Here is a 25,292-nt window from a genome sequence, read left to right as displayed (position 1 = left end):
CTGTTTGATCGGAGAAACCACAGCGAGGCGAAACATCGCCATTGAAACAATATGTTAGCGGGGACGCGCTATCGTGGACCGCTGCACGATAGTCGCAGCCTGGCCGTGAATATGTAACACAATGCTACGCGAGAAGCGGTGAAACACATCGGCGTGGCCTTCCAGCCCGCAGGCGTGGCGCCAGCCCCATCGATGCCGCATAATCGGCCCACCCAATCTTCAAGGAGCATCGGGGACGCCCGGCCCGACCAGGCTGCCCCAGGCATTCAATGGCTTACACTCTCTACGGCATCAAAGCCTGCGACACCATGAAAAAGGCCCGCACCTGGCTTGAAGACAAGGCCATCGGCTTCGACTTCCACGACTACAAGACCCAGGGCATCGACCGCGACAGCCTGAACCGCTGGTGCGACGAGCACGGCTGGGAAGTCGTGCTGAACCGCGCCGGGACCACCTTCCGCAAGCTCGATGACGCCAGCAAGGCCGATCTCGACCAGGCCAAGGCCGTCGAATTGATGCTCGCCCAACCGTCGATGATCAAGCGCCCGGTGCTCGACCTCGGCGAGCGCACGCTGGTCGGCTTCAAGCCCGACCTGTACGCCGCGGCGCTGACCTGATCCCGCATTACGCTCCATCCCAATTTCGTACGAGGTAATCGCATGTCTCAATCGCTGTTCAGCCTGGCCTTCGGTGTCGGCACCCAGAACCGCCAGGGCGCCTGGCTGGAAGTCTTCTACGCACAGCCTGTGCTCAAACCCTGCGCCGAACTGGTCGCGGCCGTTGCACCGGTACTGGGCTATGAAGGGGGCAACCAGGCCATCGCCTTCACCACCGCCCAGGCCGCCCAGCTGGCCGACGCGCTCAAGGGCGTCGATGCCGCCCAGGCCGCGCTGCTGACCCGCCTGGCCGAGAGCCACAAGCCGCTGGTCGCCACCCTGCTGGCCGAAGACGGCGCGCTGACCTCCACCCCCGAGGCCTACCTCAAGCTGCACCTGCTGTCGCACCGCCTGGTCAAGCCGCACGGCGTATCGCTGGCCGGCATCTTCCCGCTGCTGCCGAACGTCGCCTGGACCAACCAGGGCGCGGTCGACCTGGCCGAGCTGGCCGAGCTGCAACTGGAAGCGCGCCTGAAAGGCGAACTGCTGGAAGTGTTCTCGGTGGACAAGTTCCCGAAGATGACCGACTACGTCGTGCCGGCCGGCGTGCGCATCGCCGACACCGCCCGTGTGCGCCTGGGCGCCTACATCGGCGAAGGCACCACCATCATGCACGAAGGCTTCGTCAACTTTAACGCCGGCACCGAAGGCCCGGGCATGATCGAAGGCCGCGTCTCCGCCGGCGTGTTCGTCGGCAAGGGCTCGGACCTGGGCGGCGGCTGCTCGACCATGGGCACCCTGTCCGGTGGCGGCAACATCGTCATCAAGGTCGGCGAAGGCTGCCTGATCGGCGCCAACGCCGGCATCGGCATCCCGCTGGGCGACCGCAACACCGTCGAGGCCGGCCTGTACATCACCGCCGGCACCAAGGTGAACCTGCTGGACGAGAACAACCAGCTGGTCAAGGTGGTCAAGGCCCGCGACCTGGCCGGCCAGACCGACCTGCTGTTCCGTCGCAACTCGCTCAATGGCGCGGTGGAGTGCAAGACCCATAAGTCGGCCATCGAGCTGAACGAGGCGCTGCACGCGCACAACTGAGAACCTGCCCGGGTTTGAAGTGATAAGATCGGGTCTGCTCACAGGCGTTGCTTGTGGGCAGACCCGATTTTTATTCCAGGCCCCGCTAACATGTTCCAGCCCTCTCCCTGGCGCGCCGATTTCCCCGCCATCGCCGCCCTGCAACGGCAGCACCAGACCTACCTGGACAGCGCCGCCACCACCCAGAAGCCCCAGGCCTTGCTGGATGCCCTGAGCCATTACTATGGCCATGGCGCCGCCAACGTGCACCGCGCCCAGCACCTGCCCGGCGCCCTGGCCACCCAGGCCTTCGAGGGTACCCGCGACAAGGTCGCCGCCTGGCTCAATGCCGCCGACTCGCGGCAGATCGTTTTCACCCACGGCGCCACCTCGGCCCTGAACCTTCTGGCCTATGGCCTGGAGCACCGCTTCGAGGCCGGTGACGAAATCGCCGTCAGCGCCCTGGAACACCACGCCAACCTGCTGCCCTGGCAACAACTGGCGCATCGACGTCAACTGCGCCTGGTGATCCTGCCGGTGAACGACCTGGGGCATGTCGACCAGGAACAGGCCCTGCAACTGATCGGCCCGCGCACCCGCTTGCTGGCGATCAGCCAGTTGTCCAATGTGCTGGGAACCTGGCAGCCGCTGGCACCGTTGCTGGCCCATGCCCGAGCCCAAGGCGCGCTGAGCGTGGTCGATGGCGCGCAAGGCGTGGTCCATGGTCGCCACGACGTGCAGCAACTGGACTGCGACTTCTATGTGTTTTCCAGCCACAAGCTCTACGGCCCGGATGGCGTGGGCGTGCTGTACGGCCGCCAGCAGGCGCTGGCACTGCTGCGCCACTGGCAGTACGGCGGCGAGATGGTGCAGTTGGCGGACTACCAGGAGGCCAGCTTCCGCCCGGCACCGCTGGGCTTCGAAGCCGGCACGCCGCCGATCGCGGGTGTCATCGGACTGGGCGCCACCCTGGATTACCTGGCCAGCCTCGATGCCAACGCGGTGGTTGCCCATGAGGCCACCCTGCACCAGCATCTGGTACGCGGTCTGGCTGATCGCGAGGGGGTTCGTCTGCTCGGCGCGCCCCAGGTGGCGCTGGCCAGTTTCGTCATCGATGGGGTGCACAACGCCGATATTGCCCACCTGCTGACCGAACAGGGCATCGCCGTGCGCGCCGGGCATCATTGCGCCATGCCGCTGCTCAGGCACCTGGGCCTGGACGGCGCGATCCGCGTGTCGTTGGGGCTCTATTCCGACAGCGACGACCTGCAACGTTTCTTCGAGGCGCTCGACCGGGGCCTGGAGCTGCTGCGATGAGCCTGTCGGCCGAGGCCAGCCAGGCGCTGGAGAGTTTCGAGCAGGCGCGCGGGTGGGAGCAGCGGGCGCGGTTGCTGATGCAGTGGGGGGATCGCCTTGAGCCTTTGACGGATGCGGAGAAGACCGAGGACAACCGCGTGCACGGTTGCGAAAGCCTGGTATGGCTGGTGGCGGTGCAAGATGACGGCCAATGGCGGTTCAAGGCCGGCAGCGATGCGCGGATGCTGCGGGGCTTGCTGGCGCTTCTGCTGGTGCGGGTGCAAGGCTTGGCCAGCGATCAACTGATGGGGTTGGACCTGAGCGCCTGGTTTACCCAGTTGGGGCTGGAGCGGCAGTTGTCGCCGTCACGCAGCAATGGGCTGCATGCGGTGTTGCTGAAGATGGCGGAGCTGGTGTCTAACCGTTGAATCGGTGCTGCCCTCTTCGCGGGTAAACCCGCTCCCACAGGAAGTGTGCAAGACCTGTGGGAGCGGGTTTACCCGCGAAGGGCCCCATTTATTCAGGCTTGATCCGCTCAGAAGGCCGGCGCGCCCCGGCCACCAGTTTCTCCACGGCCTTGCTCGCCGCGACCATGCCGAAGGTCGCGGTAACCATCATCACCGCACCGAATCCACCGGCGCAGTCCAGGCGCACGCCTTCACCGACAAAGCTCTTCTGCAGGCACACGCTGCCATCCCCCTTGGGGTAGCGCAGCTGTTCGCTGGAGAACACGCACGGCACGCCATAGTTGCGGCTGGTGTTGCGCGAGAAGTTGTAGTCGCGGCGCAAGGTCGAGCGCACCCGTGAAGCCAACGGGTCGTTGAAGGTCTTGTTGAGGTCGCCAAGCTGGATCTGGGTCGGGTCGATCTGCCCGCCGGCACCACCGGTGGTGACGATGGCGATCTTGCGACGGCGACACCAGGCGATCAGCGCCGCCTTGGCCATCACGCTGTCGATGCAGTCGATCACGCAGTCCATCTGCTCGGTGATGTACTCAGCCATGGTCTCGCGGGTGACGAAATCGGCCACCGCATGCACCGTGCAGGCTGGGTTGATCGCCCGCAGGCGCTCGGCCATCACCTCGACCTTGGCTCGGCCGACCTGGCCTTCGAGGGCATGGGCCTGACGGTTGGTGTTGCTCACGCAGACATCGTCCAGGTCGAACAGGCTGATCTCGCCCACGCCGCTGCGGGCCAGGGCCTCGGCCGCCCACGAGCCAACCCCGCCAATGCCGACGATGGCCACATGGGCCTGACTCAGGCGCTGCAAGCCGTCGTCGCCGTAGAGCCGGGCGACGCCGGCGAAGCGTGGATCTTCTGTGCTCATGCTGATACCCCGAAAAAACCGGCGCGCATTATAGGCCAAGCCATGGGCTCGCGGGCATAGCGCACGGCCCGATCACGCCACCTGGGCGTGCCAGAGCGGCCACGGATTGGAAAAAATCCTGCCATGCCTGCTTTAATGTCCTATCAAGCAACTATATCTGGACGACAGCCAGGCGGACTGAGAACTACATCCTCTGTCGACAATCCAACGGATTACCTTCCCCGGAATCCGTAGGACCCACGCCCCAGCGGCGACGCCTCGCTCCCCTCTTCGGAACCTCGAACACCTATGTCATCACGTAAATTCGGTCTCAACCTGGTGGTGGTCCTGGCCATCGCCGCGCTGTTCACCGGGTTCTGGGCCTTGATCAACCGCCCGGTATCCGCCCCCGCCTGGCCGGAACAGATTTCCGGTTTCTCCTACTCGCCGTTCCGTCTCGGCCAGAGCCCACAGAAGGGCCAATACCCCAGCGAGGACGAGATCCGCCAGGACCTCGAGCAACTGAACAAGCTGACCGACAACATCCGTATCTACACCGTCGAGGGTACCCAGGCCGAGGTGCCGCGCCTGGCCGAAGAGCTTGGCCTGCGTGTCACCCTGGGGATCTGGATCAGCAACGATCAGGAACGCAATGAGCGGGAGATCGAAAAGGCCATCGGCCTGGCCAACACCTCGCGCAGCGTGGTGCGGGTAGTGGTCGGCAACGAAGCATTGTTCCGCGAGGAAGTCACCGCCGAGCAACTGATCGGCTACCTGGACCGGGTCCGCGCCGCGGTCAAGGTGCCGGTGACCACCAGTGAGCAGTGGCACATCTGGAAGGAGCACCCGGAACTGGCGAAACACGTCGACCTGGTCGCCGCGCACATCCTGCCCTACTGGGAGTTCGTGCCCATGAAGGACTCGGTGCAGTTCGTCCTCGACCGTGCCCGCGAGCTGCGCAAGCAGTTCCCGCGCAAGCCGCTGCTGTTGTCCGAGGTCGGCTGGCCAAGCAACGGCCGCATGCGCGGCGGCGCCGACGCCACCCAGGCCGACCAGGCCATCTACCTGCGCACCCTGGTCAACACCCTCAACCGCCGCGGCTACAACTATTTCGTCATCGAAGCCTACGATCAGCCGTGGAAGGCCAGCGACGAAGGCTCGGTGGGCGCCTACTGGGGCGTGTACAACGCCGAGCGCCAGCAGAAATTCAACTTCGAGGGCCCGATCGTGGCGATCCCGCAATGGCGCGCCCTGGCCGTGGCCTCGGTGGTGCTGGCGATGATCGCCCTGGCCATCCTGCTGATCGACGGCTCGGCCCTGCGCCAGCGCGGGCGCACCTTCCTCACCTTCATCACCTTCCTGTGCGGGTCGGTGCTGGTGTGGATCGCCTATGACTACAGCCAGCAGTACAGCACCTGGTTCAGCCTCACCGTGGGCGTGCTGCTGGCGCTGGGCGCCCTCGGGGTGTTCATCGTGCTGCTGACCGAGGCCCATGAACTGGCCGAGGCGGTGTGGATTCACAAGCGACGGCGGGAGTTCCTGCCCGTGCAGGGCGACAGCGCCTACCGGCCCAAGGTCTCGGTGCACGTGCCGTGCTACAACGAACCGCCGGAGATGGTGAAGCAGACCCTCGACGCCCTCGCCGCGCTGGACTACCCGGACTACGAAGTGCTGGTGATCGATAACAACACCAAGGACCCGGCCGTGTGGGAGCCGCTCAAGGCCCACTGCGAAAAGCTCGGCGAGCGCTTCAGGTTCTTCCACGTCGCGCCGCTGGCCGGTTTCAAGGGTGGCGCGCTGAACTACCTGATCCCGCATACGGCCAAGGACGCCGAGGTGATCGCGGTGATCGACTCGGACTACTGTGTCGATCGCAACTGGCTCAAGCACATGGTGCCGCACTTCGCCGACCCGAAGATCGCCGTGGTGCAATCGCCCCAGGACTACCGCGACCAGCACGAGAGCGCCTTCAAGAAGCTGTGCTACAGCGAATACAAGGGCTTCTTCCATATCGGCATGGTCACCCGCAACGACCGTGACGCGATCATCCAGCACGGCACCATGACCATGACCAGGCGTAGCGTGCTCGAGGAGCTGGGCTGGGCCGAGTGGTGCATCTGCGAGGATGCCGAGCTTGGCCTGCGCGTGTTCGAGAAGGGTCTGTCGGCAGCCTATGCCCATAACAGCTACGGCAAGGGCCTGATGCCCGACACCTTCATCGACTTCAAGAAACAGCGTTTCCGCTGGGCCTATGGCGCCATCCAGATCATCAAGCACCACGCCGGCGCCCTGCTGCGCGGCAAGGGCAGCGAGCTGACCCGCGGCCAGCGCTACCACTTCCTGGCCGGCTGGCTGCCATGGATCGCCGACGGCATGAACATCTTCTTCACCGTCGGCGCGCTGCTGTGGTCGGCGGCGATGATCATCGTGCCGCACCGGGTCGACCCGCCGCTGATGATGTTCGCCATTCCGCCGCTGGCGCTGTTCTTCTTCAAGGTCGGCAAGATCGTCTTCCTCTACCGCCGCGCAGTGGGGGTCAACATGAAAGATGCCTTCGCTGCAGCGCTGGCGGGGCTGGCGCTGTCGCACACCATTGCCAAGGCGGTGCTGTACGGTTTCTTCACCAGCAGCATGCCGTTTTTCCGCACACCGAAGAATGCCGACAGCCACGGTGTGCTGGTGGCGATCTCCGAAGCCCGCGAAGAGCTGTTCATCATGTTGCTGCTGTGGGGCGCGGCGCTGGGGATCTACCTGGTGCAGGGGCTGCCGAGTTCGGACATGCGCTTCTGGGTGGCGATGTTGCTGGTGCAGTCGTTGCCGTACCTGGCGGCGCTGGTGATGGCGTTGCTGTCGTCGTTGCCCAAGCCCGCCGAGAAGGTTGCAGAGCCACAACAGGCTTGAGATCGCCGGGGGCGCGTTGCGCCCCTTTCGCGGCACAAGGCCGCTCCTACACAGGCAGCGCGGTCTTTGTAGGAGCGGCCTTGTGCCGCGAAAGGGCCGTAACGCGGCCCCATTCCACCATGGTTTGATATAAGATAACGCCCCTCAGTTTCCCCGCCTTGCCTTGCCCCGGAGTCCTTCAATGACGGCCCCAGCCGAGCTCTCGCCTACCCTGCAACTGGCCTGCGACCTGATCCGTCGCCCCTCGGTCACCCCGGTCGATGCCGATTGCCAGACCCAGATGATGAACCGCCTGGGCGCCGTCGGCTTCCAGCTCGAGCCGATGCGCATCGAGGACGTCGACAACTTCTGGGCCAGCCATGGCACCCAGGACGGCCCGGTGCTGTGCTTCGCCGGCCACACCGACGTGGTCCCCACCGGCCCGGTGCAACAGTGGCAGCATGAACCGTTCGAGGCGCTGATCGATGCCGACGGCATGCTCTGCGGCCGCGGCGCCGCCGACATGAAGGGCAGCCTGGCGTCGATGGTGGTGGCCAGCGAGCGCTTCGTGCACGACTACCCGAATCACCGCGGCAAGATCGCTTTCCTGATCACCAGCGACGAGGAAGGCCCGGCCCACCATGGCACCAAGGCCGTGGTCGAGCGCCTCAAGGCACGCAACGAACGCCTGGACTGGTGCATCGTCGGCGAACCGTCCAGCACCACCCTGCTCGGTGACGTGGTCAAGAACGGCCGTCGCGGCTCACTTGGCGCCAAGCTGACCGTGCGCGGCAAGCAAGGCCACGTGGCCTACCCACACCTGGCGCGCAACCCGATCCACCTGGCCGCGCCGGCCCTGGCGGAACTTGCCGCCGAGCACTGGGACGAAGGCAACGCGTTCTTCCCGCCGACCAGCTTCCAGATCTCCAACCTCAACTCCGGTACCGGCGCCACCAACGTGGTCCCGGGCGAGCTGACCGCGCTGTTCAACTTCCGCTTCTCCACCGAATCGACGGTCGAAGGCCTGCAGCAGCGCGTCGCGGCAATCCTCGACAAGCATCAGCTGGAATGGAACATCGACTGGGCGCTGTCGGGCCTGCCGTTCCTCACCGAGCCGGGCGACCTGCTCGATGCGGTATCGTCGAGCATCAAGGCGGTCACCGGTCGCGAAACCCGCCCATCGACCAGCGGCGGTACCTCCGACGGCCGCTTCATCGCCACCATGGGCACCCAGGTGGTCGAGCTCGGCCCGGTCAACGCCACCATCCACCAGGTGGACGAACGCATCCTGGCCAGCGACCTCGACCTGCTGACCGAGATCTACTACCAGACCCTGGTACGGTTGCTCGCCTGATGCTCGCCTGCCCTCTCTGCCAGGCGCCGCTGGCGCAACTCGACAATGGCGTGGCCTGCCCCGCCGGCCACCGTTTCGACCGCGCCCGCCAGGGCTACCTGAACCTGCTGCCGGTGCAGCACAAGAACAGCCGCGATCCGGGCGACAACCAGGCCATGGTCGAAGCCCGCCGCGATTTCCTCGACGCCGGCCACTACGCCCCGGTAGCGCACCGCCTGGCGCAACTGGCTGCCGAGCGCCAGCCACAGGCCTGGCTGGACATCGGCTGCGGCGAAGGCTACTACACCGCGCAGATCGCCCAGGCCCTGCCGGCCGCCGACGGCTACGCCCTGGATATCTCCCGCGAGGCGGTCAAGCGCGCCTGCCGCCGCGCCCCCGAGGTGACCTGGATGGTCGCCAGCATGGCCCGCGTGCCCATGGCCGATGCCAGTTGCGGCTTCATCGCCAGCGTGTTCAGCCCGCTCGACTGGCAGGAGGCCAGGCGCCTGCTCGCCCCCGGCGGCGGCCTGATGCGGGTCGGACCGACCAGCGGCCACCTGATGGAACTGCGCGAGGTGCTCTACGATGAAGTGCGCCCGTACGCCGACGACAAGCACCTGGCCCTGGTCCCCGAGGGCATGGCCCACGCCCACGGCGAGATCCTCGAGTTCCGCCTGAGCCTGGCCGACGCCAAGGCCCGCGCCGACCTGCTGGCCATGACCCCGCACGGCTGGCGTGCCAGCGCCGAGAAGCGCGCACGGGTGATCGACCAGCCCGAACCCTTTGAGGTCACCGTTTCCATGCGTTATGACTATTTCGTGCGCCAAGACTGAGCACACTGGAGCCCCCCATGCGTCAACCCGATATCGAGATCTACCTCAAGGACGACGACGTCGATCACAAGCAGATCGCCGACTGGCTCGCCCTGGCCCTGGGCCCGTGCAGCGAATGGAAGCAGAAAGGCCAGACCTTCAAGTGCATGGCCGGTAACATTCCGGTCACCTGGTTACCGAAAGCTGTGGGAAAATGGAACAGCCTGTACCTGGAAAGCGACCAGACCCCGTGGGCCGACGACATCGCCTGCGCCCGTGCGGCATTCGCCGCGCTCAACGTCGAAGTGCGCTGTGCGCCTGGCAGCTGGGCGGAGGAAGACGGGGAAGAAGATGCCGATCGCTGGATCCGCATCAGCGCCGACGGTGAGCAGGAAATCACCTGGCGCACGAACTGAAGGCGTTCGCATCAGGCTGCAAGTTCCACGGTCAACTTGCAGCTTGAGCGTACAGCCGCGAGGCTCAGAGCCCTACCACGTCCTCGGCCTGCAGGCCTTTCTGGCCTTGCACGAGGGCGTACTCGACCTGCTGCCCTTCGACCAGGGTGCGATGCCCCTCACCGCGGATAGCCCGATAGTGGACGAACACGTCCGCACCACCTTCGCGCTGAATGAAGCCATAACCCTTGGCATCGTTGAACCACTTCACATTCCCAGTCTCACGAGACGACATCTGAACTACTCCGGATTTTTATTTTGAAGATCGCCTTGCTGGCGCGGGTTCACCGTCCGCGCCGACGCAGCTTGCACGAATATCCTGCAAGCGGCAGGCCGAGTATATGACAGGGAACAAAAAAAATTCATGACAGGGTCATTTTTGGCCGAATTTTGCTGAACTTACGCAGATACGGCAGACTAACGGGCAGTAAAACACGAAAACTTTCACCCAGGGCCCCACCCCATGACCCGTTCCCCCCTGCGCCGCCTCATCTTCGGCGCCCTGCGTCGCGTTCTCTACCTGTGGGTGCGCTCCGAAACCATCAACCAGTCCTCGCTGACGCTCAAGCTCGACCGCAGCCGACCGGTGTTCTACGCCCTCTCCTCGCCGTCGCTCACCGATCTGGCCGTGATCGACCACGAGTGCACCAAGGCGGGGCTGCCACGTCCGGTGCTGCCGGTGGCCGTCGGCCCGCTGCAGGAGCCCGCGGCGTTCTTCTACCTGACCCCCGAGCCTGACTGGCTCGGCCGCCAGGACAAACGCGGCGCGCCACCGACGCTCGAGCGCCTGGTCGCGGCGATCAGCCAGCACGCCGAGGAAGACGCGCAGATCATTCCGGTCAGCGTTTTCTGGGGCCAGACCCCCGCCAGCGAGTCGAGCCCGTGGAAGCTGCTGTTCGCCGACAGCTGGGCCGTCACCGGCCGCCTGCGCCGCCTGCTCAGCGTGCTGATCCTGGGGCGCAAGACCCGCGTGCAGTTCTCCGCGCCGATCCACCTGCGTGAGCTGGTGCAGCACAACAAGGGGCATGAGCGCACCGTGCGCATGGCCCAGCGCATGATGCGCGTGCATTTCCGCAACCTGAAGACCGCGGTGATCGGCCCCGACATCTCGCACCGACGCAACCTGGTCAAGGGCCTGGTGCACGACCCGCTGGTGCGCCAGGCCATCAGCGACGAGGCCGATCGCGAGAAGATCCCCTACGCCAAGGCCGAGGCCAAGGCGCTGCACTATGGCAACGAGATCGCCTCGGACTACACCTACACCGCCATCCGCTTCCTCGAAGTGGTGCTCAGCTGGTTCTGGAACAAGATCTACGACGGCATCAAGGTCAACCACATCGAGCAGGTGCAGGGCATCGCCCCCGGCCACGAGGTGATCTACGTACCCTGCCACCGCAGCCACATCGACTACCTGTTGCTGTCCTACCTGCTGTTCCGCAACGGCCTGACGCCGCCACACATCGCCGCCGGCATCAACCTCAACATGCCGGTGATCGGCGGCCTGCTGCGCCGCGGCGGCGCCTTCTTCATGCGCCGCACGTTCAAGGGCAACCCGCTGTACACCGCCGTGTTCAACGAGTACCTGCACACCCTGTTCACCAAGGGCTTCCCGGTCGAGTACTTCGTCGAGGGCGGCCGCTCGCGCACTGGGCGCATGCTGCAGCCGCGCACCGGCATGCTGGCGATCACCCTGCGCAGCTTCCTGCGCTCCTCGCGCACGCCGATCGTCTTCGTCCCGGTGTACATCGGCTACGAGCGGGTGCTCGAAGGCCGCACCTACCTGGGCGAACTGCGCGGCGCCAGCAAGAAGAAAGAATCGATCTTCGACATCTTCAAGGTCATCGGCGCGCTCAAGCAGCGCTTCGGCCAGGTCTACGTCAACTTCGGCGAGCCGATCCGCCTCAACAGCTTCCTCGACGAACAGCAGCCCGGCTGGCGCGATCAGCCGCTCGGCCCGCAGTTCCGCCCGGACTGGCTCAACGACACCACCACCCGTCTGGGCGAGACGGTCGCCCGTCACCTGAACGAAGCCGCGGCGATCAACCCGGTCAACCTGGTGGCCCTGGCTCTGCTGTCGACCAGCCGCCTGGCCCTGGACGAACGCGCCCTGACCCGCGTACTCGACCTGTACCTGGCCTTGCTGCGCCAGGTGCCCTACTCGCCGCATACCACGCTGCCCGATGGCGACGGCAAGGCGCTGATCGACCACGTGCTGGGCATGGACCTGCTGGCCGAGCAGAAGGACGCGCTGGGGCGCATCCTCTACCTGGACGAAGCCAATGCGGTGCTGATGACCTATTACCGCAACAACGTACTGCACATCTTCGCCCTGCCGGGGCTGCTGGCGAGCTTCTTCCTCAGCAGCTCGCGCATGAGCCGCGAATTGCTGGGCCAGTACGTGCGGGCGCTGTATCCGTACCTGCAGGCCGAGCTGTTCCTGCGCTGGACGCCCGAGCAACTGGACGAGGTGATCGACCAGTGGCTGACGGCGCTGGTCGAGCAGGGGCTGCTGCGCAGGGAGCAGGACATCTACATGCGTCCAGCTCCCAGCTCGCGGCAGTTCGTCCTGCTGACCCTGCTGGCACGCACCATCACCCAGACCCTGCAGCGCTTCTACATGGCCACCTCGTTGCTGCTCAACAGCGGCCAGCACACACTGAGCGCCGAAGAGCTGGAGGAGCTGTGCGTGATGATGGCCCAGCGCCTGTCGATCCTGCATGGCCTGAACGCCCCGGAGTTCTTCGACAAGACCTTGTTCCGCCACTTCATCCAGACCCTGATGCGCGAAGGCGTGCTGCAGCCGGACGACAACGGCAAGCTGGGTTACCACGACAAGCTTGCCGAGCTGGCCGAGGGCGTGGCCAAGCGGGTACTGTCGGCAGAGCTGCGTCTGTCGATTCGCCAGGTAGCCTTGCACCGCGATGAAACACCGGAACCTGTGGCGGTTGAGTGAACTGGCCCGATCCCGGTCTACCCGATACGCTGAACCTGCACCATTCTGCCCATAAGGAAATCCCCATGATCCGCTCCTCCCTGCGCTTCACCACCCTGTGCGCCGGCCTGCTGCTGTCGGCCAACGCCCTGGCCCTGTCGCTCGGCGACCTGTCCCAGAGCGACGCCTCCGGCGGCCTGAAGGACGCCCTCACCCAAGGCGCGCAGATCGCCGTCAAGCAACTGAGCACCCCCGGCGGTTTCAGCAACAACCCCGACGTGCGCATCGAGCTGCCGGGCAACCTCGGCAAGGCCGCCAAGGCCATGAAGATGTTCGGCAAGGGTGAACAGGTCGAAGCCCTGGAAACCAGCATGAACAAGGCCGCCGAGGCTGCGGTGCCACAAGCCCAGGCGATCCTGGTGGACGCGGTGAAGAAGATGACCGTGACCGATGCCAAGGGCATCCTCAGCGGCGGCCAGGATTCGGCCACCCAGTACCTGAACAAGAGCAGCCGCGAGCAGATCCGCGCCAAGTTCCTGCCGATCGTCAAGCAGGCCACCGACAAGGTCGGCCTGGCCCAGCAGTACAACAACTTCGCCGGGCAAGCCGCAGGCCTGGGCGTGGTCGACGCCAAGAGCGCCAACATCGAGAGCTACGTGACCGAGAAAGCCCTGGACGGGCTGTTCGAGATGATCGCCAAGCAGGAAGAGAGCATTCGCCAGAACCCGGCCGGTGCCGCGACCAGCCTGGCCAAGAAGGTGTTCGGCGCACTCTGAGGCGTCGGTTCCGATCGCGGGTCAAGCCCGCTCCCACGGTGGGAGCGGGCTTGACCCGCGATGTTGTCAGTCCTTCCTGACCCTGAACCACGCCGCATACAACGCCGGCAGGAACAGCAGGGTCAACACCGTGGCGACGATCAACCCGCCCATGATCGCCACCGCCATCGGCCCGTAGAACACGCTCCTCGACAGCGGAATCATCGCCAGCACCGCCGCCAATGCGGTCAGCACGATCGGCCGGAAGCGCCGCACCGTGGCCTCGATGATCGCCTGCCAACGCGCCATCCCCGCAGCGATATCCTGTTCGATCTGGTCCACCAGGATCACCGAGTTGCGCATGATCATCCCCGCCAGGGCGATGGTCCCGAGCATGGCGACGAAACCAAACGGCTGGCGGAACACCAGCAGGAACAGGGTCACGCCGATCAACCCGAGGGGCGCGGTGAGGAACACCATGAACATCCGCGAGAAACTGCGCAGCTGGATCATCAGCAGGCTCAGCACCACCACGATGAACAGGGGCATGCCGGCGTTCACCGAGCGCTGGCCACGCTCGGAGTCTTCCACCGTGCCGCCCACTTCAAGCAGGTAGCCATCGGGCAGCTCACTCTTGATCTGGGCCAGGGTCGGCTGGATCTGCTTGACCAGGGTCGCCGGCTGTTCCTTGTCGTAGATGTCGGCACGCACGGTGACGGTGGGCAGGCGGTTGCGGTGCCAGATGATGCCTTCCTCGAAGCCGTATTCCAGGGTCGCCACCTGCGACAGGGCCACGCTCTGGCCGTTGTCGGTAGGTACTGCCAGGCTGCCCAGGCTGCCCAGCTCGCGGCGCTCCTCCGAGGTGCCGCGCAGGAGGATCTCGATCAGCTCGTTGTCCTCACGGTACTGGCTGACGTTGCTGCCGGTCAGCGAGCTCTGCAGGAAGCTCGACAAGTGCGCGGTGCTCACCCCCAGGGCCCGGGCGCGGTCCTGGTCGATGTCCAGGTACACCGCCTTGCTCGGCTCCTCCCAGTCCAGGTGCACGTTGACCACATGCGGGTTCTCGCGCACCTTGGCCGCCACCTCGCGGGCCAGGGCGCGGACCTTCTCGATGTGCTCGCCGGTGACGCGGAACTGCACCGGATAGCCCACGGGTGGGCCGTTCTCCAGGCGCGTGACCCGCGAGCGCAAGTCGGGGAACTGCTGGTCGAGGGTGCCGATCAGCCAGCTGCGCAGACGCTCACGGTCCTCCAGCGACTTGGCCAGCACCACGAACTGGGCAAAGCTCGCCGCCGGCAGTTGCTGGTCCAGCGGCAGGTAGAAGCGCGGCGAGCCGGTGCCGACGTAGGCGACGTAGTTGGCGATGCCATCCTGCTGCTTGAGCAGCGCCTCCAGCTGCTTGACCCGTTCGGCGGTGTTGTTCAGCGAGGCACCTTCGGCCAGTTTCAGGTCGACCATCAGCTCCGGCCGGCCGGAGGCCGGGAAGAACTGCTGGGGCACGAAGCGGAACAGCAGGATGCTGCCGACGAACGCGGCGATGGTCAGGACGATCACCGTCTTGCGCCGCCGCACGCACCACTCCACCACCCGCCTGACGCGCTGGTAGAACGGCGTGGCGTACGGATCGGGGGCATGCCCGTCGGCGCCATGGCGGGCCGCGTGAAGCTTGGCCAGGTCCGGCAGCAGGCGCTCACCCAGGTAGGGCACGAACACCACCGCGGCGACCCATGAGGTCAGCAGGGCGATGGTCACCACCTGGAAGATCGAACGGGTGTACTCCCCCGTGCCGGAAGCCGCCGTGGCGATCGGCAGGAAACCGGCGGCGGTGATCAGGGTACCTGTGAGCATCGGGAATGCCGTGCTGGTCCAGGCGTAGCTCGCTGCCTTGAGCCGGTCGTAGCCCTGCTCCATCTTGATCGCCATCATCTCCACCGCGATGATCGCGTCGTCCACCAGCAGGCCCAGGGCCAGCACCAGCGCCCCCAGGGAAATCTTGTGCAGGCCGATGCCGAAGTAGTACATGGCGGCAAAGGTCATGGCCAGCACCAGCGGGATCGCCAGCGCCACCACCAGTCCGGTGCGCAGGCCCAGGGAGAAGAAGCTCACCAACAGGACGATCGCCAGGGCCTCGATCAGCACCTGGACGAACTCGCCGACCCCGGCCTTTACCGCCGCCGGCTGGTCGGACACCTTGCGCAGCTCCATGCCCGCCGGCAGGTTTTGCGCCAGGCGGGCGAATTCGCCTTCCAGGGCCTTGCCAAGCACCAGGATGTCACCGCCGTCCTTCATCGACACCGCCAGGCCGATGGCATCCTCGCCCATGAAGCGCATGCGCGGCGCGGGCGGGTCATTGAAACCGCGCTGCACCTCGGCGACGTCGCCGATACGGAAGGTGCGGTCACCTACGCGGATGGGGAACTGGCGAATCTGCTCGACGCTGTCGAAGCGCCCGCTGACCCGCAGTTGCAGGCGCTCGCTGGGCGTCTCGAAGAAGCCTGCGGTACTCAACGCGTTCTGCTCGCGCAGCGCCTGCTGCACGGCGGCCAGCGGTATACCCAGGGTGGCCAGTTTGACGTTGGACAGCTCGATCCAGACCTTCTCGTCCTGCAGGCCGATCAGCTCGACCTTGCCCACGTCCTTGACCCGTTGCAACTGGATCTGGATACGGTCGGCGTAGTCCTTGAGCACCGCATAGTCGAAGCCGGCGCCGGTCAGGGCATAGATGTTGCCGAAGGTGGTGCCGAACTCGTCGTTGAAGAACGGCCCCTGCGCCTCGGGCGGCAGGGTGTGCTTGATGTCCGCGACCTTCTTGCGGATCTGGTACCACAGCTCGGGGATGTCCTTGGAATGCATCGCGTCGCGGGCCATGAAGGTGACCTGGGACTCACCGGGCCGCGAGAACGAGACGATCCGCTCGTACTCGCCGGTCTCCATCAGCTTCTTTTCGATGCGCTCGGTGACCTGGCGCGACACTTCCTCGGCGGTCGCCCCGGGCCACAGGGTGCGGATGACCATGGCCTTGAAGGTAAAGGGTGGATCCTCGCTCTGCCCCAGCTTGGTGTAGGACATGGCGCCGATCGCCGCCAGCAGGATCATCAGGAACAACACGATCTGGCGATTGCGCAGCGCCCAGGCGGAAAGGTTGAAACCCATCGGGACTTACTCCTTGGCCGCCAGGTTCACTTCACGGTTGCTGCGGTCCACAGGCCGCACCTGTTGTCCCTCGCGCAGCACATGGCCGCCCGCGGCGACCACCCAATCGCCGGCCTGCAGCCCTTCGAGCACCGGCACACTGTCGGCGCCATAGGCGCCAAGGCGCACCTGCGCGCGCTCCAGGCGGTTGTCCTTGCCGACCTTCCAGACATAGGCCTGGCCGGCCTCGGCGGTCACCGCCGAGAGCGGCACCGCCAGCGGCGAGCGTTCGGCATGGTCGATGAACACCCGGGCGCTCTGGCCGAGCTCGGCCGGCGTGTCGTTGGAGGTGAAGGCGATGCGTGCGGCAAAGGTCCGCGAACGCGGGTCCGCCGCCGGGGAAAGCTCGCGAATGCGGCCCTCGAAGCGTCGGTTCGGGTGCGACCACAGCTCCACGCTCACCGTCTGGCCGACGGCGAAGCGGGCGAACTGCTGCTCCGGCAGGCCGATGACCACTTCGCGCTCACCGTCGGCGGCGAGGGTGAACACGGTCTGCCCGGCGGCCACCACCTGGCCCACCTCGACCTGGCGCTTGGCGATCACCCCGGCCTGGGGCGCGCGCAGCACCGCGTACTCGGCCTGGTTGCCGGCCACCTCGAACTCGGCCTTGGCCTGTTTCAGGCGCGCCTGGCCGGCGCGGTAGAGGTTCTCGGCGTTATCGAACTGGGAGCGGCTGACCATCTGCCGGTCCAGCAGTTTCTGGTAGCGGTCGCGCTCGGCGCGCACCAGCGCCAGGTTGGCCTCGGCTGCCGCCAGCTGGGCGCGGTTGGCCTCCAGTTGCAGGCGTACATCCTGGGGGTCGAGCTCGGCCAGCGGCTGCTCGGCCTTGACCCGCTGCCCCTCTTCCACCAGGCGCTTGCTGACCTTGCCGCCGATGCGGAACGCCAGTTCAGGCTCGAAGCGCGCGCGCACCTCGCCCGGATAGCTGTCGGCCGAGGCCTGCGCGGGTTGCGGCTGGACCACCAGTGCCGGACGAGGCGCGGCAGGTGGCGCGGCCTCCTGGCCGCAGGCGGAAAGCAGGAGCACGGCGGCTGCCGGCAGGGCGAGGGACAACGCACGACGCAACATGATGAATGACCTTTGGCAGAGGGCGCATCGAATATTTATACTGACGAGTATATTAAGTCAGCGAACCGGGCCGGGGAAGCGGGCGTGTCAGAGAAAATCCATATTAGCCTTGCGACGTATGCTGCAGCCGACGCCTTCACGACCCGGTAAGATGTGTCCCTTTCACACTGAATGCGGTCCCTCATGTCCAACGACGCACCCATCGGCCCAGGCCGGCCCAAGGACCTGGCCAAGCGCGAGGCCATCCTCGAAGCCGCCAAGCACCTGTTCCTCAGCCTTGGCTATGCCAACACCAGCATGGATGCGGTCGCTGCGGCGGCAGGTGTTTCAAAGCTCACCGTCTACAGCCATTTCACCGACAAGCAGACGCTGTTCGGCGCGGCGGTCATGTCCACCTGCCAGAACCAGTTGCCTGACTTGATGTTCGAGTATCCGGAAGGGGTGGCGGTGGAGGATGTGCTGCTGAACATTGCCCGGGGGTTCCAGGCGCTGATCAGCAGTGACGAGGCGGTCAAGCTGAGTCGCCTGATCTTTGCCCTGGGTAGCCAGGATCCGGGGTTTGGGCAGTACTTCTACGAGGCGGGGCCGAAGCGGGTGATGGCCGGGATGGCGGCGCTGCTGCACTGTGTCGACCAGCGGGGGTTGCTGCGGATCGACAACCCGTTGCGGGCGGCGGAGCATTTCTTCTGCCTGGTGAAGGGGGCGCCGGATTATCGGTTGTTGCTGGGGTGTGCGCAGGCGCTGAGTGGGGATGAGGCTGAGGCGCATGTGCGGGAGGCTGTTGGGGTTTTTGTTCGGGCTTTTCGGAGGTAGTTCGGGTTCGGGTTCGGGTTCGGGTTCGGGTTCGGGGGTGATTTTTTTGATTTTTGCATGCTCATTCGTAGGCGATGTCGACATTTAGTCACCTTTTCGCCTTTACGGCGACCTACTTTTCTCTAGGGAAAAGTAGGCAAAACCGTTCCGCTCCGTTCATCCGGCCCCTACGCTGCGCTCCGGGGTCCCCTCGCTCCGTTCTTGCTCCCGGGAGGACCGCGCTGAACGCCCCATCCTGGGGCGCAGCGCTTGACGGCCATCCATGGCCGTCACCTCCCTACGCAAGAACTCCGCTCGGCCTCCTGAAGTCGCAATTGGCGGCGCCTGGACTATTGCGCGCTTAGAAGCAAGAGCAAGAGCAAGAGCAAGAGCAAGAGCAAGAGCAAGAGCAAGAGCAAGAGCAAGAAATTCGAAGTTGGTTGTTTGACAGTTAATTATGTATTGGCTGTTCCGACCCTTTCGCGGGGCAAGCCCGCTCCTACAGATAGCTATATAACGACGACTATTGCGTGGGAGCGGGCTTGCCCCGCGATGGGATCGAGAGATTAATTAAACTTTCAACTAGCGACAGCTGCGCCAGCCCAGGCGCCGCTCGTAACTTCGCGACTTCAGGAGGCCGAACGCAGGACTTGCGGAGGGAGGTGACGGGCATGGATGCCCGTCAAGCGCTGGGGCCCAGGATGGGCCCTGCAGCGCGGTCCTCCCGGGAGCAAGACCGGAGTGAGGGAACCCGGAGCGAAGCGTAGGGCCGGATGAATGGAGCGAGGATTTTTTGGTGACTTTTTGATCCTTCAAAAAGTTACCCGCCGTAAGGGCGGAAAGGTGATTAAGCGTCGACATCGCAAATGAATGCGCCTACAACTTTAAAAACAAACACCCCAACTAACCAACCAGCCAACCAGCCAACCAGCCAACTAACTAACTAACTAACTAACTAACTAACTAACACTCAAGCCTTCAGAGCCTTCTTGGGATATATATCGTACCGACTCGACTTCCCCTCCAGACTATGACTCGGCTTGGCCCCCTCGATAACAAGCGCCTTGCGCGGCCGCTTGACCACCACTCGATGCGTGGCGAGCGCCAAAGCCGCCTCGAGCAAAGCAGGCGCATCCAGGTCATCGCCGACCAAAGGCCTGAACACCCGCATTTCCTTCTTCACCAACGCACTCTTGTCCCGATGCGGAAACATCGGATCCAGGTAGATCACCTGCGGCGCCTCCCCCTCCCAAGCCCGCATCCGCTCGATGGCATTGCCAGTCAGCAACCGCATGCGCGCAACGATCGGTCCGATCTCCTCGTCCCCACGCGCCCGCGCCAGACCATCTTCCAGCAGCGCAGCGATCAACGGCTGACGCTCGATCAGGGTCATCTGGCAACCCAGGCTGGCCAGCACGAACGCATCCTTGCCCAGCCCCGCAGTAGCGTCGAGCACCTGCGGCCGCACGCCCTGGGCGATGCCCACGGCCTTGGCGATCATCTGCCCATTGCCACCCCCGTACAACCGCCGGTGCGCCGCCTGCCCCTCGACGAAATCCACCCGCACCGGCCCCGGCGCCTGCGGCCCGAGCTGCTGGATCTGCAGCCCCTCGTCCCCCAGCTGCACGGCGAACTCCGCGGTTTCATCGACCAACGGCAAGCCCAGCCGCTCGGCCCATGCCTCGGCCTGCGCCTGGAACTGCGGGGCCAGTGCCTCGACCCTGATACCTGCGCCTTGCTGCTGCTCTACCATCCGTTCCCGCACTCGAAATAAATTAATGAAACCCCGGCCAGAGCCGATACAGGCAATATCCCGCTATTCTGCCAGAGCTCAACGTCCGCGACTGCCATGTCAGACACTCTTCCCATCGGCTTGACCTACTTGTCGCCTGTCGGCAACTACGGTCGACAGAATACCCAGGCACTGGGTGGCGTCAGCCACCTGTGGCAGGATTTCTTCGCCCAGGCCATGGCAGAGCAATCGCAAGGCGAAGTCGACACCTTCAGCCAGGCGCTGATGCAGTGCGACCAGGACAGCGGCGAACCAGTCGGCGGTGCCCGCGCCCTGGCCCTGATCGATGCCCAGCGCACCCTGCCTGTTCACGACACCGAAGTGGCTCCGCCTGAGCCGCTGTTCCTGCCCAAGGCAGAACTGGAAGCCAAGCTGCTGCCGCCCGCCCCCGAGCCCTTCGACACCGTCGAACTGATCGAGCAACAGCGCCAGCTCGATATCAGCAACAGCTGGCTGCGCCCTGTGGTCATGAGCCAGGGCCACCCCACCGCCGAGCCCGGCCCCGGCCCATCGCCACGGCCGCTGTTCCTGCCGATCGCCGAGTTCGAGACCAACCTGCTCGACCCTGCGCCCGAACCCTTCGACGAGCAGACGCTGGCCAAGCAGCAGAACGACCTGGAGTTCGATATCCACTGGGCGCGCCCGGTGGTGCTGAACAACGTGCGCGTACACGCCTGAGTTCAACGGCAGATCTGCCAGAAACCCATGTCCAGGTGAAAGTGGTTGTGGTGCGCGGCGTTGTAGTTCGGCCCCAAAGCCGTGCTGAAGCTCTCGCAGGCCGCCGCCTGAACTTGCCGCAGGAAGTCAGCCTTGGGGCCCTCTCCCCGCCAGTCCTGCGCCAGTACGATGCGCTGGCCATCCTTCAGGCGAAAACCGCTGATATCCAGCGCATTGGCCGTGGCATGCTGGCTGAGCCGGCCTTGCTTGCGGTGGTAGACATTGCGGCAGGCGAAACTGCCCAGATGATCGACCTGGACCACCGGCTGACCGAACACCCGCTGCGCCGCCGGCTGCAATCCATGCACTTCGAACAGCGCATAGGCCACCGCCAGCGGACAACTGGCGAGGAAACTGCTGCTCAAGCGCGCCTGCCCACCTTCAACCCGCCAGACGTTGCGCAACGGGCAAGCGGCCTGCGGCGGGCTGTCACTCTGCGGTCGATACCGCAGCGGGGTGGTCTGCAACGCCTGGCGGCATAGCTCGGGATCGTCGCGCAGGCGCGACAGCTTGTAGGGCGTCAGCAGATTCGGAGGATGCCGCACATCCAGGGCAGCCCAGGGATTCCAGGCATCCGGTAGACGCCAGCCCGACAACCAGGCGAGCAGCACAACCAGCAACAGGCCGCCCAGCAGGGTGAACATTCTGCGCATGCGACCTCAGCGACGGAACAGATCGTTGAGCTGGGCGAAAGGCAGGGCCTGCTCGCCATAGCCGAAGGTGCCCTGCTCGCGGATCTCCAGCGCAGCCCGCTGGAAAGCGCCCAACGCCGCCCGCGCCAGCGAGGAACCGACACTGATCCGTTTCACCCCCAGGTCCTGCAACTGGTTCACACTCAAGGGCACGCCTGCCATGCCCATCAACACATTCACAGGCCTGGGGGCCACGGCCTGCACCACCGCGCGGATCTCATCGACACTGCGCAGACCCGGCGCGTACAACACGTCCGCTCCGGCTTCGGCATAAGCCTGCAACCGGCGGATGGTGTCGTCCAGGTCGAGGCGCCCGTGCAGCAGGTTCTCGGCGCGGGCACAGAGGGTGAAGGGGAAGGCCAGGCTGCGGGCTGCCGTAACGGCGGCACGCACCCGTGCCACGGAGTGTTCGAAATCGTAGATCGGCGCATCGTTGCGACCGCTGGCATCCTCGATCGAACCACCCACCAGCCCCGCCTCGGCAGCGCGCAGGATAGTCTGCGCGCAGTCTTCCGGCAGATCGCCGAAGCCGTTTTCCAGGTCCGCCGCCACCGGCAACGGCGTGGCATCGACGATGGCGCGGGCATTGTCGAGGGTCTCCTCGAGCGTCAGCGCGCCTTCGGCATCCGGCCGTCCGAGGCTGAACGCCAACCCGGCACTGGTGGTGGCCAGCGCTTCGAAACCCAGGCTGGCCAGCAACCGTGCGGAGCCGCCATCCCACGGGTTGGGAATGACGAACGCGCCATCACGCTCATGCAGTGCCTTGAAGGCTTCGGCTCGCAGGGTTTGCACATCCATGGTTCAACCTCCGACAGTCAGATCACAGTAATCCCAGTTGTTCGACCTCAGGGGCGCGCGGCAATTCAGGCAGCGCCGCCAAGCCTGGCAACAGGGTCATCAGGCGCTGGTGAAAACGCTGCGCCAGTGCCGCAGCCAGGCGGTTGTCCGAGGTGTGCAGGAATACGTAGGGGCGGCGCCCCTCTTCAATCCAGGCGGCGACCTTGTCCACCCAGGGCGTGAGAAAGCGCTCATTGGCCTCGAGCTCGGGATGGCCGATGAAGCGCACCTGCGGGTGTTGGGTAAAGGCTGCCGGGCGCGGCGGTACCTTGGGCTTCTTGGCTTGGGCATGAAGCACGGCGGGCTCGCGCGAAGCGCAGCTGAACAGCGCACGCGGATCCAGGCAGATGCGTTCGACACTACGCTCATGCAACAGCCGGTTGAGCTGGCGCTCCTCCTCGCCACGGGCGAAGAATGCGTCGTTGCGCACCTCCACCGCCACCGGCACGCCGATCTCATCGAGGAAGTACGCAAGCTCGCCCAGGCGCGCCGGGCCGAACATCGCCGGCAATTGCAGCCAGTAAGGCGACACGCGCTCGCCCAAGGGGGCCATCAGTCGGGTGAAGTCCAGCGCCGAGTCGAGCTGTTCGCGCAGGTCGCCCGCGTGGCTGACATCCCCGGGAAACTTGGCGGTGAAGCGAAACCCCGCCGGCATGATCTGCGCCCAACGCTCGACCGTCGCTGGCGCGGGACGGGCATAGAACGTGGTGTTGCCTTCGACGGCGTTGAATACCTGGCTGTACAGCCCGAGGAATTCGCTGGTGCGAGCGTCGGCGGGGTATAGGTACTCGCGCCAGGCGTTTTCAGCCCAGGACGGGCAACCGAGGAAATAAGGGCGGGGTGATGGCGTCATCCATCAAATGTACAGGTCCAGCCCCAGTACTTCCATCTCCCAGTCGGTGAAGCCGGCAGTGGTCAGGTAGCTGGCCAGGGCCGTGGAGGTACGCCGGTCGCGGGCGCGGGGGTAGATCAGGTCCTGCTGGCGGGCCGGCAGGTTCTCGCCGCGACGGCTGGCACGGCTGACCTGTGCGTCGATGTCCTCGATGATCTCGGCATCGGCTTCGTCGATGGCTTCGTCACGCGCTGGCGCCTTGCGAGGCGTACGCTTGATGGGGTAGCTCTGTGAGGAGAAGCCGTCGATACGCATGACAGGGGCACTCAGGATCAATGATGGCAATTTAGCAGCATCAGGAATCCTTCGCTAATGCCCGAACTGATAACTGGACCACAGAACACGCAAAAGGTTTTATCGTGAACGGCGATAGCCGACGAACTGCATTCAACGCGCCTTGGGCGTAGCCACATTATCGCGCAGGTAGACCGGTTGCGCCTGCTCGGCGGCGACCGCCTCGCCCCGGGCCCAGGCGAAGCCGGCCAGGGCAAGGATGTCCAGGGCGCTGGGCAAGGCAACGGCGTCGCTCGCCGCGACCTGCACCGCCAGGCGCTCGGCGTAGCCCCAGCCGGTACCGGCGCCGAACCACTCGCCATCCAAGTCTTGCGGCAGCGCTACCCGCTCGGGTGGCAGCACCATTTCCTGACCGATCAGGCGCATCTCCCCCTGCTCGGCGCGGTAGCAACCCCAGTACACCTCGTCCATGCGCGCATCGATGGCCGCGGCCACCTGCTGCACGCCTCGCTCGCGCAGCGCGCCCTGGGCCAGGGCCGCCAGGTTGGATACCGGCAGCACCGGACGCTCGAGGGCAAAAGCCAGCCCCTGGACCACGCCGATGGCGATACGCACGCCGGTGAAGGCGCCCGGGCCGCGACCGAAGGCGATGGCGTCCAGCGCGCTCAGCGCCACACCCGAGTCGGCCAGCAGCTGCTTGATCATCGGCAACAGCTTCTGCGCGTGCAGGCGTGGGGCCACCTCGTAGTGGCTGGTCACCTTGCCGTCGTGCAGCAGGGCGACGGAACAGGCTTCGGTGGCGGTATCCAGGGCCAGCAAGGTGGTCATCGAACGAGGTATCCAGGCGACAGGGGAAAAAGAGCGGCAGTATAAACGACAACGGCCCGCAAGCGGGCCGTTGTCGGACAAGGTCGACGGATCAGCTCAGGGCTGCCAGTACCTTGGCGGTGATCGACTCGACCGAGCCGACACCTTCGATGTGGCTGTACTTCGGCTTGCCGGCGTTGGCCGCCGACAGCTTCTGGTAGAAGTCCACCAGCGGCTTGGTCTGGCTGTGGTAGACCGACAGGCGGTGACGCACGGTTTCTTCCTTGTCGTCGTCGCGCTGGATCAGGTCTTCGCCGGTAACGTCATCCTTGCCTTCCACCTTCGGCGGGTTGTACTGGATGTGGTAGGTGCGGCCCGAGGCCAGGTGCACGCGGCGACCGGCCATGCGGCCGACGATCTCTTCGTCGTCCACGGCGATCTCGACCACGGCGTCGATGTCGACACCGGCAGCGACCATGGCTTCAGCTTGCGGGATGGTACGCGGGAAGCCGTCGAACAGGCAGCCGTTGGCGCAGTCCGGTTGAGCGATGCGCTCCTTGACCAGGCTGATGATCAGCTCGTCGGAGACCAGCTGGCCGGCATCCATGACCTTTTTCAGCTCCAGGCCCAGCGGGGTGCCGGCCTTGACGGCGGCACGCAGCATGTCACCGGTGGAGATCTGCGGAATACCGAACTTCTCGGTGATGAACTTTGCCTGAGTACCTTTACCGGCCCCGGGAGCTCCCAGCAGAATTACGCGCATCTTGTGCTCCTCATATTTTTCTTTGCAAATCAACGGATTCGGCGCACAAGGCCAACTCCGGAAAA

Annotated in this window: 23 protein-coding genes; 12 read left to right on the top strand and 11 right to left on the bottom strand. The window is 65.2% G+C overall.

Features of this window, described 5'->3' with window-relative positions:
- Nucleotides 1-269: 269 nt before the first annotated feature.
- The 4 genes from ACZ899_RS25160 to ACZ899_RS25145 all read left to right on the top strand — a co-directional run bounded on the left by ACZ899_RS25160 (nucleotide 270) and on the right by ACZ899_RS25145 (nucleotide 3,397).
- Nucleotides 270-617 (top strand): ArsC family reductase, encoded by a 348-nt coding sequence (locus ACZ899_RS25160; RefSeq protein ID WP_203651108.1) that lies wholly within the window; start codon nucleotides 270-272, stop codon nucleotides 615-617.
- Between the two features lie 42 nt (nucleotides 618-659).
- Nucleotides 660-1,694, top strand: a complete 1,035-nt coding sequence (gene dapD, locus ACZ899_RS25155) for a 2,3,4,5-tetrahydropyridine-2,6-dicarboxylate N-succinyltransferase (RefSeq protein ID WP_203651106.1) — start codon at nucleotides 660-662, stop codon at nucleotides 1,692-1,694.
- A 90-nt stretch (nucleotides 1,695-1,784) separates the two neighbouring features.
- A complete protein-coding gene (locus tag ACZ899_RS25150) occupies nucleotides 1,785-2,990 on the top strand; it encodes a cysteine desulfurase (protein ID WP_234562478.1) in 1,206 nt (401 codons plus the stop codon).
- Nucleotides 2,987-3,397 carry a SufE family protein gene (locus ACZ899_RS25145; protein ID WP_203651102.1) on the top strand — a complete coding sequence of 137 codons (411 nt, stop codon included), beginning with the start codon at nucleotides 2,987-2,989 and terminating at the stop codon, nucleotides 3,395-3,397. The genes ACZ899_RS25150 and ACZ899_RS25145 overlap by 4 nt, the downstream gene beginning before the upstream one ends.
- An 88-nt stretch (nucleotides 3,398-3,485) precedes the next feature.
- Here ACZ899_RS25145 and tcdA read toward each other — a convergent pair whose 3' ends face one another.
- Nucleotides 3,486-4,295, bottom strand: a complete 810-nt coding sequence (gene tcdA, locus ACZ899_RS25140) for a tRNA cyclic N6-threonylcarbamoyladenosine(37) synthase TcdA (RefSeq protein WP_203651101.1) — start codon at nucleotides 4,293-4,295, stop codon at nucleotides 3,486-3,488.
- Between the two features lie 288 nt (nucleotides 4,296-4,583).
- Here tcdA and ACZ899_RS25135 point away from each other — a divergent pair, with 288 nt between their 5' ends.
- The 4 genes from ACZ899_RS25135 to ACZ899_RS25120 all read left to right on the top strand — a co-directional run bounded on the left by ACZ899_RS25135 (nucleotide 4,584) and on the right by ACZ899_RS25120 (nucleotide 9,715).
- Nucleotides 4,584-7,175, top strand: a complete 2,592-nt coding sequence (locus ACZ899_RS25135; RefSeq protein WP_203651100.1) for a glycosyltransferase — start codon at nucleotides 4,584-4,586, stop codon at nucleotides 7,173-7,175.
- 181 nt (nucleotides 7,176-7,356) lie between these two features.
- Nucleotides 7,357-8,508, top strand: a complete 1,152-nt coding sequence (gene dapE / locus ACZ899_RS25130) for a succinyl-diaminopimelate desuccinylase (RefSeq protein WP_203651094.1) — start codon at nucleotides 7,357-7,359, stop codon at nucleotides 8,506-8,508.
- On the top strand, nucleotides 8,508-9,320 hold the full coding sequence (locus ACZ899_RS25125) for a putative RNA methyltransferase (protein WP_203651089.1): 813 nt from the start codon (nucleotides 8,508-8,510) through the stop codon (nucleotides 9,318-9,320). The genes dapE and ACZ899_RS25125 overlap by 1 nt, the downstream gene beginning before the upstream one ends.
- Nucleotides 9,321-9,337: 17 nt before the next feature.
- Nucleotides 9,338-9,715, top strand: a complete 378-nt coding sequence (locus ACZ899_RS25120; RefSeq protein ID WP_203651087.1) for a hypothetical protein — start codon at nucleotides 9,338-9,340, stop codon at nucleotides 9,713-9,715.
- Between the two features lie 64 nt (nucleotides 9,716-9,779).
- On the opposite strand, the gene ACZ899_RS25115 is transcribed toward ACZ899_RS25120, so the two are convergent.
- Entirely contained in the window at nucleotides 9,780-9,989 is a 210-nt protein-coding gene (locus ACZ899_RS25115; protein ID WP_011535295.1) for a cold-shock protein, read from the bottom strand.
- Between the two features lie 228 nt (nucleotides 9,990-10,217).
- On the opposite strand from ACZ899_RS25115, the gene plsB reads away from it, so the two are divergent.
- Together plsB and ACZ899_RS25105 are read left to right on the top strand one after the other, a co-directional pair.
- Entirely contained in the window at nucleotides 10,218-12,707 is a 2,490-nt protein-coding gene (gene plsB / locus ACZ899_RS25110) for a glycerol-3-phosphate 1-O-acyltransferase PlsB (protein WP_234562477.1), read from the top strand.
- Between the two features lie 65 nt (nucleotides 12,708-12,772).
- A complete protein-coding gene (locus ACZ899_RS25105; protein WP_096049485.1) occupies nucleotides 12,773-13,462 on the top strand; it encodes a DUF4197 domain-containing protein in 690 nt (229 codons plus the stop codon).
- 66 nt (nucleotides 13,463-13,528) lie between these two features.
- Here ACZ899_RS25105 and ACZ899_RS25100 read toward each other — a convergent pair whose 3' ends face one another.
- Together ACZ899_RS25100 and ACZ899_RS25095 are read right to left on the bottom strand one after the other, a co-directional pair.
- The gene (locus ACZ899_RS25100) at nucleotides 13,529-16,594 is read right to left on the bottom strand and encodes an efflux RND transporter permease subunit (RefSeq protein WP_234562849.1); all 3,066 of its coding nucleotides are present in this window, start codon (nucleotides 16,592-16,594) and stop codon (nucleotides 13,529-13,531) included.
- A gap of 6 nt (nucleotides 16,595-16,600) precedes the next feature.
- Entirely contained in the window at nucleotides 16,601-17,701 is a 1,101-nt protein-coding gene (locus ACZ899_RS25095; protein ID WP_203651074.1) for an efflux RND transporter periplasmic adaptor subunit, read from the bottom strand.
- A gap of 171 nt (nucleotides 17,702-17,872) precedes the next feature.
- Between ACZ899_RS25095 and ACZ899_RS25090 the strand changes: the two genes are divergently transcribed.
- Entirely contained in the window at nucleotides 17,873-18,514 is a 642-nt protein-coding gene (locus ACZ899_RS25090; protein WP_050704392.1) for a TetR/AcrR family transcriptional regulator, read from the top strand.
- A gap of 949 nt (nucleotides 18,515-19,463) precedes the next feature.
- Here ACZ899_RS25090 and ACZ899_RS25085 read toward each other — a convergent pair.
- Nucleotides 19,464-20,246 (bottom strand): class I SAM-dependent methyltransferase, encoded by a 783-nt coding sequence (locus tag ACZ899_RS25085; RefSeq protein WP_234562848.1) that lies wholly within the window; start codon nucleotides 20,244-20,246, stop codon nucleotides 19,464-19,466.
- Nucleotides 20,247-20,342: 96 nt separating this feature from the next.
- Between ACZ899_RS25085 and ACZ899_RS25080 the strand changes: the two genes are divergently transcribed.
- A complete protein-coding gene (locus tag ACZ899_RS25080) occupies nucleotides 20,343-20,963 on the top strand; it encodes an energy transducer TonB (RefSeq protein ID WP_203651072.1) in 621 nt (206 codons plus the stop codon).
- Between the two features lie 2 nt (nucleotides 20,964-20,965).
- On the opposite strand, the gene ACZ899_RS25075 is transcribed toward ACZ899_RS25080, so the two are convergent.
- The 6 genes from ACZ899_RS25075 to adk all read right to left on the bottom strand — a co-directional run bounded on the left by ACZ899_RS25075 (nucleotide 20,966) and on the right by adk (nucleotide 25,227).
- Nucleotides 20,966-21,646 carry an extensin-like domain-containing protein gene (locus ACZ899_RS25075; protein ID WP_442800073.1) on the bottom strand — a complete coding sequence of 227 codons (681 nt, stop codon included), beginning with the start codon at nucleotides 21,644-21,646 and terminating at the stop codon, nucleotides 20,966-20,968.
- Between the two features lie 15 nt (nucleotides 21,647-21,661).
- Complete coding sequence (locus ACZ899_RS25070; protein WP_234562847.1) at nucleotides 21,662-22,492, bottom strand: isocitrate lyase/PEP mutase family protein; 831 nt, start codon at nucleotides 22,490-22,492, stop codon at nucleotides 21,662-21,664.
- 22 nt (nucleotides 22,493-22,514) lie between these two features.
- Nucleotides 22,515-23,384: a DUF72 domain-containing protein gene (locus tag ACZ899_RS25065; RefSeq protein ID WP_232857721.1), complete on the bottom strand. Its 870-nt coding sequence runs from the start codon at nucleotides 23,382-23,384 to the stop codon at nucleotides 22,515-22,517.
- 3 nt (nucleotides 23,385-23,387) lie between these two features.
- Entirely contained in the window at nucleotides 23,388-23,678 is a 291-nt protein-coding gene (locus ACZ899_RS25060) for a hypothetical protein (RefSeq protein WP_203651067.1), read from the bottom strand.
- 132 nt (nucleotides 23,679-23,810) lie between these two features.
- Nucleotides 23,811-24,485: a tRNA (adenosine(37)-N6)-threonylcarbamoyltransferase complex dimerization subunit type 1 TsaB gene (tsaB, locus tag ACZ899_RS25055; protein WP_234562846.1), complete on the bottom strand. Its 675-nt coding sequence runs from the start codon at nucleotides 24,483-24,485 to the stop codon at nucleotides 23,811-23,813.
- A gap of 91 nt (nucleotides 24,486-24,576) precedes the next feature.
- Nucleotides 24,577-25,227, bottom strand: coding sequence for an adenylate kinase (adk, locus tag ACZ899_RS25050; RefSeq protein WP_028691565.1), 651 nt, complete (start codon nucleotides 25,225-25,227; stop codon nucleotides 24,577-24,579).
- Nucleotides 25,228-25,292 lie beyond the last annotated feature (65 nt).

This window comes from Pseudomonas sp. TE31087 (assembly GCF_057284075.1).
Note: the sequence above shows the minus strand (reverse complement) of the source record. Positions and strands in the feature narration are given on the sequence as shown.

What these genes read in the sequence shown, in the direction of transcription:
- ACZ899_RS25160 (WP_203651108.1), top strand. Translation starts at nt 270, where the DNA reads ATGGCTTACACTCTCTACGGCATCAAAGCCTGCGACACCATGAAAAAG.
- dapD (WP_203651106.1), top strand. Translation starts at nt 660, where the DNA reads ATGTCTCAATCGCTGTTCAGCCTGGCCTTCGGTGTCGGCACCCAGAAC.
- ACZ899_RS25150 (WP_234562478.1), top strand. Translation starts at nt 1,785, where the DNA reads ATGTTCCAGCCCTCTCCCTGGCGCGCCGATTTCCCCGCCATCGCCGCC.
- ACZ899_RS25145 (WP_203651102.1), top strand. Translation starts at nt 2,987, where the DNA reads ATGAGCCTGTCGGCCGAGGCCAGCCAGGCGCTGGAGAGTTTCGAGCAG.
- tcdA (WP_203651101.1), bottom strand. Translation starts at nt 4,295, where the DNA reads ATGAGCACAGAAGATCCACGCTTCGCCGGCGTCGCCCGGCTCTACGGC.
- ACZ899_RS25135 (WP_203651100.1), top strand. Translation starts at nt 4,584, where the DNA reads ATGTCATCACGTAAATTCGGTCTCAACCTGGTGGTGGTCCTGGCCATC.
- dapE (WP_203651094.1), top strand. Translation starts at nt 7,357, where the DNA reads ATGACGGCCCCAGCCGAGCTCTCGCCTACCCTGCAACTGGCCTGCGAC.
- ACZ899_RS25125 (WP_203651089.1), top strand. Translation starts at nt 8,508, where the DNA reads ATGCTCGCCTGCCCTCTCTGCCAGGCGCCGCTGGCGCAACTCGACAAT.
- ACZ899_RS25120 (WP_203651087.1), top strand. Translation starts at nt 9,338, where the DNA reads ATGCGTCAACCCGATATCGAGATCTACCTCAAGGACGACGACGTCGAT.
- ACZ899_RS25115 (WP_011535295.1), bottom strand. Translation starts at nt 9,989, where the DNA reads ATGTCGTCTCGTGAGACTGGGAATGTGAAGTGGTTCAACGATGCCAAG.
- plsB (WP_234562477.1), top strand. Translation starts at nt 10,218, where the DNA reads ATGACCCGTTCCCCCCTGCGCCGCCTCATCTTCGGCGCCCTGCGTCGC.
- ACZ899_RS25105 (WP_096049485.1), top strand. Translation starts at nt 12,773, where the DNA reads ATGATCCGCTCCTCCCTGCGCTTCACCACCCTGTGCGCCGGCCTGCTG.
- ACZ899_RS25100 (WP_234562849.1), bottom strand. Translation starts at nt 16,594, where the DNA reads ATGGGTTTCAACCTTTCCGCCTGGGCGCTGCGCAATCGCCAGATCGTG.
- ACZ899_RS25095 (WP_203651074.1), bottom strand. Translation starts at nt 17,701, where the DNA reads ATGTTGCGTCGTGCGTTGTCCCTCGCCCTGCCGGCAGCCGCCGTGCTC.
- ACZ899_RS25090 (WP_050704392.1), top strand. Translation starts at nt 17,873, where the DNA reads ATGCGGTCCCTCATGTCCAACGACGCACCCATCGGCCCAGGCCGGCCC.
- ACZ899_RS25085 (WP_234562848.1), bottom strand. Translation starts at nt 20,246, where the DNA reads ATGGTAGAGCAGCAGCAAGGCGCAGGTATCAGGGTCGAGGCACTGGCC.
- ACZ899_RS25080 (WP_203651072.1), top strand. Translation starts at nt 20,343, where the DNA reads ATGTCAGACACTCTTCCCATCGGCTTGACCTACTTGTCGCCTGTCGGC.
- ACZ899_RS25075 (WP_442800073.1), bottom strand. Translation starts at nt 21,646, where the DNA reads ATGTTCACCCTGCTGGGCGGCCTGTTGCTGGTTGTGCTGCTCGCCTGG.
- ACZ899_RS25070 (WP_234562847.1), bottom strand. Translation starts at nt 22,492, where the DNA reads ATGGATGTGCAAACCCTGCGAGCCGAAGCCTTCAAGGCACTGCATGAG.
- ACZ899_RS25065 (WP_232857721.1), bottom strand. Translation starts at nt 23,384, where the DNA reads ATGACGCCATCACCCCGCCCTTATTTCCTCGGTTGCCCGTCCTGGGCT.
- ACZ899_RS25060 (WP_203651067.1), bottom strand. Translation starts at nt 23,678, where the DNA reads ATGCGTATCGACGGCTTCTCCTCACAGAGCTACCCCATCAAGCGTACG.
- tsaB (WP_234562846.1), bottom strand. Translation starts at nt 24,485, where the DNA reads ATGACCACCTTGCTGGCCCTGGATACCGCCACCGAAGCCTGTTCCGTC.
- adk (WP_028691565.1), bottom strand. Translation starts at nt 25,227, where the DNA reads ATGCGCGTAATTCTGCTGGGAGCTCCCGGGGCCGGTAAAGGTACTCAG.